Source organism: Rheinheimera baltica DSM 14885 (assembly GCF_000425345.1).
In the GTDB taxonomy this organism is placed as follows: domain Bacteria; phylum Pseudomonadota; class Gammaproteobacteria; order Enterobacterales; family Alteromonadaceae; genus Alishewanella; species Alishewanella baltica.
Genome location: NZ_AUDG01000099.1, coordinates 1 through 5,469 on the forward strand (window position 1 = coordinate 1; position 5,469 = coordinate 5,469).

11 protein-coding genes and 1 pseudogene are annotated in these 5,469 nt (G+C 44.0%); all 12 read right to left on the minus strand.

The genetic code is table 11. The features are described 5' to 3' along the window. Positions 1-208 (minus strand): helix-turn-helix domain-containing protein (locus H595_RS0119165; protein ID WP_037055454.1); only part of this gene is annotated, 208 nt, incomplete at its 3' end. 130 nt (positions 209-338) lie between these two features. Further along, on the minus strand, positions 339-800 hold the full coding sequence (locus tag H595_RS0119170; protein ID WP_027672595.1) for a hypothetical protein: 462 nt from the start codon (positions 798-800) through the stop codon (positions 339-341). A gap of 121 nt (positions 801-921) precedes the next feature. After that, a complete protein-coding gene (locus H595_RS0119175) occupies positions 922-1,215 on the minus strand; it encodes a hypothetical protein (protein WP_027672596.1) in 294 nt (97 codons plus the stop codon). Positions 1,216-1,246: 31 nt separating this feature from the next. Continuing rightward, complete coding sequence (locus H595_RS0119180) at positions 1,247-1,525, minus strand: DUF7710 domain-containing protein (RefSeq protein WP_027672597.1); 279 nt, start codon at positions 1,523-1,525, stop codon at positions 1,247-1,249. An 8-nt stretch (positions 1,526-1,533) separates the two neighbouring features. Next, positions 1,534-2,166, minus strand: coding sequence for a DUF4304 domain-containing protein (locus H595_RS0119185; protein ID WP_027672598.1), 633 nt, complete (start codon positions 2,164-2,166; stop codon positions 1,534-1,536). Positions 2,167-2,173: 7 nt separating this feature from the next. After that, the gene (locus H595_RS24655) at positions 2,174-2,797 is read right to left on the minus strand and encodes an RHS repeat-associated core domain-containing protein (protein WP_027672599.1); all 624 of its coding nucleotides are present in this window, start codon (positions 2,795-2,797) and stop codon (positions 2,174-2,176) included. Between the two features lie 34 nt (positions 2,798-2,831). Next, positions 2,832-3,005 (minus strand): hypothetical protein, encoded by a 174-nt coding sequence (locus H595_RS24660; RefSeq protein ID WP_156886032.1) that lies wholly within the window; start codon positions 3,003-3,005, stop codon positions 2,832-2,834. Positions 3,006-3,124: 119 nt separating this feature from the next. Further along, positions 3,125-3,577 carry a hypothetical protein gene (locus H595_RS0119200; RefSeq protein ID WP_027672600.1) on the minus strand — a complete coding sequence of 151 codons (453 nt, stop codon included), beginning with the start codon at positions 3,575-3,577 and terminating at the stop codon, positions 3,125-3,127. A 48-nt stretch (positions 3,578-3,625) separates the two neighbouring features. Next, positions 3,626-3,853 (minus strand): hypothetical protein, encoded by a 228-nt coding sequence (locus tag H595_RS0119205; protein WP_037055456.1) that lies wholly within the window; start codon positions 3,851-3,853, stop codon positions 3,626-3,628. Further along, positions 3,853-4,419 (minus strand): annotated as a pseudogene (locus tag H595_RS24465) (RHS repeat-associated core domain-containing protein); the annotation flags it as partial. The pseudogene H595_RS24465 and the gene H595_RS0119205, both read right to left, overlap by 1 nt. A 56-nt stretch (positions 4,420-4,475) precedes the next feature. Beyond that, positions 4,476-5,000, minus strand: coding sequence for a hypothetical protein (locus H595_RS0119210; RefSeq protein ID WP_027672602.1), 525 nt, complete (start codon positions 4,998-5,000; stop codon positions 4,476-4,478). Continuing rightward, positions 4,975-5,469 (minus strand): RHS repeat-associated core domain-containing protein (locus H595_RS24470; RefSeq protein ID WP_027672603.1); only part of this gene is annotated, 495 nt, incomplete at its 5' end. The genes H595_RS0119210 and H595_RS24470, both read right to left, overlap by 26 nt.

Below are 5,469 nucleotides of genomic sequence, written 5' to 3' on the forward strand. Positions count from 1 at the left end.
CAGCAATCCGTTCCATCAGATACGTCTTGAAGGGGTCAAGTTTTGAAGCCCGATCAGCACGTTCACTATAGGCTGGCGTTTTAGCAATATCCCGCAGATACTTACGAACAGTATTGCGTGATACATGTAATGTTTTGGCGATAGCACGAATGCTTTGGCCTTGTCGGTGCAACACATGGATTTCCACTAATAACTCCTGAGTCAGCATTAAAATTACACCGCCTTAATTCAATTAATGTCGGCGGTAATTTTGCCTCAGGTGGGTCAATTTTAAATTGTCGTTAGTGGGTCAGTTTTACATTGCCGGTGACAGTTTTATCTGCCTCCAGAATTTAGGGTTAACTATCACAGCACCCTTCATCTAAATACACTTCTGTTACCACGCCATCCCGGACAAATAGTTCAACAAATATGTCTTTAGACCTTGAGTGAAAACCAAACTCATATTCTGTTGTATGACTAACCGAAAGTGATTTGACATAAAATTCGGATCGCACATCGGCGGGCGACGTCATATTAAAGTATTGTTTAGTCTTTGTAAAAAATTCATCATTTAATTTGGCAAACAACAGATCAGGAGCCTCAGCAATGCCTTTAAATTTTGCCAATGCATCAGGATTAATACTGCTGATATCTCCTTGTATTGCACCAAAATCAAATTCAGCAGGCAGACTGAGCACAGGGCATTCAATCAACCAATAACTATCCACACCGTCGTTAAAAAACTCGAATATACCTACACCCTCAACATGCTTTTTAATTGGTTTATTCCGGCGGAACAGCTTTGAGAAAATATCCATATTATTTACACCTAAGTATTAAGCATTTTAGCAACAAAGCCGATTAGTTCGGGGGTAGTCCAACTGGGTACCTCAGGGGCGGGTGGTAAAAGCAGCCCGCCCCTGAGCTTCTTTCTTCTCGCTAGGCCAAAATATTTAAATCAGTCCCCCTGCACCAAGATTTTTCGCCCGCTGTATTAAGCATTTTTATTAATGCACGTAACTCACTCGTTATGTCAGCAGGTTTAATTTTGATATTGCTAACCAATAAAGCAGCATGTTGAGGGCTAAGCCGGCTATCTGAATACTGATCAATATAAATACCTGTTTTCGCTTTTAACAACTCAATCGCTGGGTAGATCAGACTATACCCGCTATTTGATAAGCTAACTTTTTCACTATCACCAGAATCTAGCCAAACAAAATCTAAAGCCATCTGTCACCCAATTCAGAATATCTGAACATGGTTAATCTACTTCCCCATGTTCGTAGTGGTAGTGCTCCTGAGCCGCACAGCTAAATCCCTGAATAAATTCAGGGCTCGTCTCATGCTCTTTTTTTGGCTCAAAATAACCCCCGCTAACAGCCCAATCATAGACACCGTGATTTAGCGGGTAACATGTAAGTACCCCGCTCAGCTTATGCATCCGTATCCATTCTTGAGCAACGTCCAAGGCTGTAAAAACACCAGATGGGAATCGCCCTCCCTCACCAGAGAAAACCCATACCACTGCTGAATCATTCATAATGCCTTCTACCCCCCATTACCACGTTGAGAGATATGCCCATTTTCCGAGCGTAACTGCGAGCGGACTTGTTCAACCCTATTAGCCCAAGCAACTGAAATTGTTCCCACTTCGTCAAGTAAATCATGAGAAGAATGGATATCGCCAAGACAACTTTTAGTTATAGCGAGGTAGATTTTTTCTATAGGCATCAAATGATTAAAGTGAGATGAATAAAATCTGGCAACTTGTTCACAATTCAGCATGTCGTCCAGAAATTTTAGGCACTTCTCTTCAAGAACTTTATTAATCTCACTGCCTAGCACTTCACCATTGGTGGACTCATGACAAGTCCACCATTGATCGACTGCTTCTCCGGGTGTACTACTTAACAACTGACCAATCCTAATACGCGGAAAACAATCTTCTTCTCTAATGAATTTTGGAGATTCTTTTGCCCAACAATTTCTCCAGATGAACGGGTTGAATTCACCAAGATTTATTGTGAAACTAATTTCATCATCACGGCTAAAACGGCTGGGTTGGAAGTTTATAACCTGAATTAGCCCATCTTTGGAGCGATTCCATGTTAAGTCTTTCTTTTTAAAACCATGCCGTTTTAATAACGGTGCAGTATATGTTTGAACAAAGCCTATCAGCATTGCTAATCTAACCTTTGGGATTGTAGTAAATGACCCGACCATTTGTGCCTGTCGCCTGCTTGTACTTCTTAATCTGTTTAGCTCCCTGTCTCCAACCGCTCGGCGTATTTGGTTTAAGCTCAACAGGGCGCCCACTAGGTGTTAATGCATCAGGCCGAAGCGTTTCACCATTTGGTCCTATAATTGACTTTTCAGATTTCCAACCGGGTTTTTGCTTTATTTTCTCTGCAAACTCCCTGTGAGCCTCTCTTCCAGCGGCAGCGGCAGATTTTACATCAGGATTATTCATCCCTTTACCGGCCTTAACCCCCCTCGGCCCAACGCCCCCAGTAAACGCGTCTTGCAGTGCTGCCGCACCGACCTGCCAGTAGTCGACACAGCCCAGTGAGCGGCCTTCTATTACTACCTGCCACAGGAACTCTTTGGCTGCACCAAACAGCGCCCGGCCGACGATGACCTGCAGTATCTCCCCGGTGGGGTCAATAAAGTTTACCGGGTCGCCCAGTACGTAACCATACAAGTTACTGTCACCACCGCCAAAGCGGATAGGGTCTTTACTGGTCCAGCGGCCGGTTTGGGCGTCGTAATCGCGCGCACCAAAGCGGGTTAAACCGGTGTCGGCACCATACAAGCCACCGGCCCAGCCAAACAGCTGAAAGCCAGGGTTAGTATCTTAATATTTTTATCTGACCCCAGTTTTCGTAAGTAACGCCGCCTTTTACCATATAGTCCGGCACGTTACCCAGGCTGCCATAGACAAAACGCGCGACCACATTATTACTGGCGTCTAACTGTGCTACCGGGTTTAACTGGTCGCCATACAATAAGCCGTATTGCACTGCGCCGTTTACCGTTTTACCTACCCGGCGGTTGCTGGCGTCGCTGTAAGTCGCATATTCTTAAAAAAACAAACCCGCCGAAGCGGGCTGTATTCTTGATTACTATCTTCCAATACTTGCTATTGGTTCGGCCTGCCGATGGTTACAAAGACTTCTCCCGTTTCATCATCGCGAATAGCTCTTGCTGGTACCAATACACTACCGAACTCAGTAGTCATCTTGGAATTCCAACTTGTTGCTAGTACTTCGGCAATAAACATTGCTTCATCAGTACACAGTTCATCGAATAGGCCTGTGATTTCAAGCAGGTTCATCCAAAATTGAGCCTGCATAATAGTATTGCCATCTTGCAACAATCCACGATAACGCTCCAAATCAAACAACTCTGTAATGAAAACTGTATCATCTACAGTTCTGAAGTCTGGCGAAAAAAGTTTCGCAAACCACAGAATAAAATCATTAGTTACCCCCTGAGATTTATAAACCGCATGGAGATAGTCAAAGCCTGATACTGCTTTCCCCGCGTTTGCAGTAACAAACGATGTAAAATCAAACGTTTTATTGTCACTCATTTCAACCTCCCGTAAAACCCTGAGGATCAGTTTCAATGTGATGACATTTTACAGCTGATTTTCTATATTTAAATCAATGTTTGGATTCATTCTGGCCTTTGCTACGGCTTCCAACCAATCACTCCATACAGCATCGTCTACTGGCATATCATCTTCTAATAAAGACATGCTCCCAAGAAACCCCGCTAAGTCATCAGACCCAGTCATTTCGTACAGATGTTCAAGGTACAAGAACATAGCTTTGTACCCTTCTTTAATGGATATTTGATCTTTCATCAGCGTTTTCCTGGTTTAACTGGTGAGGATAATCCTGTTTCCGGATTAAACGTTTTTGCTGTCTGGTTGACACCACCATTAATAATTTTTCCATCTCTGCTTTGAATCCAAACCTGCGTGCCATCAGCTCTATTCTGTGCCGACCAAGTATTCCCATACTTATCTTTGCCAAGGGTTAAAGACGAGTTATTTGCAACACTTTCTAGTAGTTTCCTATTTCCTAGCGTATCAGGTAGATGGCCAGCTTTATCTCTAAAAATATGCTTAGATCTTTTCGGATCGATTGCATTTCTGGAAATAGATCTCGGCCCAACGCCCCCAGTAAACGCGCCTTGCAGTGCTGCTGCCCCTACCTGCCAGTAATCGACACAGCCCAGTGAGCGGCCTTCAACAATTACCTGCCACAGGAACTCTTTGGCGGCACCAAACAGTGCCCGGCCAACGATAACCTGCAGTATCTCACCGGTGGGGTCAATAAAGTTTACCGGATCACCCAGTACGTAACCGTATAAGTTACTGTCACCGCCGCCAAAGCGGATGGGGTCTTTACTGGTCCATCGGCCGGTTTGGGCATCGTAATCAGAACAAAGCCGCTTTTAAGCGGCTGGCTTTATCTACCGAATTAAAAAATGAATTGAGTGGGATAACATTCAATATAAATCGCCCTATTGAATTCCCAATCATTTTCAATAGACATCACATCCCGAAAGCATCGGTAATATGTATTAAGCTCCATTCCTTCTACTTTAGCCAAGCCAAGCTCAACTGGAACTCTATATTCTTCCGATTTTTCTGGAAACTTTGCCTTATCCCTGTCTAGAAGATAGATACTAGGTGGCTCATCTGAAAGCTGGCTATATAGTGGTTTAGTATCATCCCAAAAGCTCAGGTAATCTGAACAATCTAATGGAAGAACCAAGACAGGCATAAACTCAGCAATACAGCCTTTTTTAATAATTTCACTTACTAGTTCAAAAAAAACATTTATTGAGAAATCTAGTAACTCTTCACCTTTAAGTTCGATTTCTACAAAAGATGAAACATGGGCGGTTAAAGGGTAAACTTGCCCCTTTAACCGCATTGAATCATCGAGCCAATGAGAAAAAGCCTTAATTACGTCTTTATTTTTTAGGTAAACTCCAGCCATTTTGTTGCACCCACTTTGCTTGCTGACTTGTCAATTTTGTACCGCCATGTTTCCAAGTACCATCAATATTCAATGCAGAACCATCTTTAAAGTGGATATGCGCTTGCTCTCCTTTAACTTTACCTACATCAACACGCGTAACACCATCAGGCGCATCACCCCGCTTGATTTGCTGATTCATTTGGTTAGGGCTTTTGAATTTGCCAGCACCTTTACCGGCCTTAACACCCCTCGGCCCAACTCCCCCAGTAAACGCGCCTTGCAGTGCTGCTGCCCCTACCTGCCAGTAATCGACACAGCCCAAGGAGCGGCCCTCTATTACTACCTGGTACAGGAACTCTTTGGCGGCACCAAACAGCGCCCGGCCGACGATAACTTGCAGTATCTCCCCGGTTGGGTCAATAAAGTTTACCGGGTCGCCCAGTACGTAACCATACAGGTTACTGTCACCCCCGCCAAAGCGGATAGG

What these genes read in the sequence shown, in the direction of transcription:
- H595_RS0119170 (WP_027672595.1), bottom strand. Translation starts at nt 800, where the DNA reads ATGGATATTTTCTCAAAGCTGTTCCGCCGGAATAAACCAATTAAAAAG.
- H595_RS0119175 (WP_027672596.1), bottom strand. Translation starts at nt 1,215, where the DNA reads ATGGCTTTAGATTTTGTTTGGCTAGATTCTGGTGATAGTGAAAAAGTT.
- H595_RS0119180 (WP_027672597.1), bottom strand. Translation starts at nt 1,525, where the DNA reads ATGAATGATTCAGCAGTGGTATGGGTTTTCTCTGGTGAGGGAGGGCGA.
- H595_RS0119185 (WP_027672598.1), bottom strand. Translation starts at nt 2,166, where the DNA reads ATGCTGATAGGCTTTGTTCAAACATATACTGCACCGTTATTAAAACGG.
- H595_RS0119200 (WP_027672600.1), bottom strand. Translation starts at nt 3,577, where the DNA reads ATGAGTGACAATAAAACGTTTGATTTTACATCGTTTGTTACTGCAAAC.
- H595_RS0119205 (WP_037055456.1), bottom strand. Translation starts at nt 3,853, where the DNA reads ATGAAAGATCAAATATCCATTAAAGAAGGGTACAAAGCTATGTTCTTG.
- H595_RS0119210 (WP_027672602.1), bottom strand. Translation starts at nt 5,000, where the DNA reads ATGGCTGGAGTTTACCTAAAAAATAAAGACGTAATTAAGGCTTTTTCT.